Origin of the sequence: Echinicola shivajiensis, from assembly GCF_018642165.1 — a bacterium.
In the GTDB taxonomy this organism is placed as follows: domain Bacteria; phylum Bacteroidota; class Bacteroidia; order Cytophagales; family Cyclobacteriaceae; genus Echinicola; species Echinicola shivajiensis.
In genome coordinates this window covers 1-689 of the sequence record NZ_JAHHZM010000033.1, presented here as the reverse complement: position 1 = coordinate 689, position 689 = coordinate 1, and the positions used below count along the sequence as shown (strand labels likewise).

Genomic DNA, 689 nt, shown 5'->3' with positions numbered 1-689 from the left:
CGGATGTTCATCTCTATCAGTGCCTTTTGCATGTGATTTACATGCATGGAGGCTGATCTGATGTGATCTTCCCTCAACCGTTGGTAGGCACGAACCTCCTTGACCTGGGCATCGGGGACAAAGCAGCGGTTCAGCAAACCGTGGCTGTGGAGTTGCTGGATCCATTGACAGTCCTTAACATCGGTCTTTCGGCCAGGGACCTGTTTAGTCTGTCGCCCATCTACCAACCAGACATCCAAACCTGCTGATTCAAGAATCTCATAGAGGATGATCCAATAAACACCGGTCGCCTCCATGGCCACTGTCTCGATCCCCTCTGACAACAAGTAGGACAAGGCTTCCCGAAAACTATCGGTGAAGGTCTCAAAAACACGGACTTCCTTGTCCTCAACTGATACGAATATGTGCTTGGCACCTATATCTATACCTGCAGCATGTGCTCTCAACTTTTTCATGACCACTCCTTTTAAAGTAAAACAAAGGCCTGTAGGAAGAAATATTGTACACGACAGACTACCAACCGGACATTCCCATTCAAATAAGGAAGTACCATATTTTGTGACTCCTTTCTATCCAACCATGCTCGAAAACAGGCAATTTGCACTATACCAGGGACGGCTATATTGTACAGGCCACTTCGATCTAAACGTCATTCCCTTTTGTGCGGTTGGGTACCAAATGTTAGGTCT

The 689-nt window shown here is 46.9% G+C and carries 2 protein-coding genes; one reads left to right on the top strand and one right to left on the bottom strand.

Going from position 1 to position 689, the window contains the following annotated elements; genetic code table 11:
• On the bottom strand, positions 1 to 455 hold a 455-nt coding region (locus tag KMW37_RS22365), incomplete at its 3' end, for an IS110 family transposase (protein ID WP_215226867.1).
• Between KMW37_RS22365 and KMW37_RS22360 the strand changes: the two genes are divergently transcribed.
• Positions 454 to 689, top strand: a 236-nt coding sequence (locus KMW37_RS22360) for a hypothetical protein (protein WP_215226866.1), incomplete at its 3' end; no start/stop codon positions are given. The genes KMW37_RS22365 and KMW37_RS22360 overlap by 2 nt on opposite strands.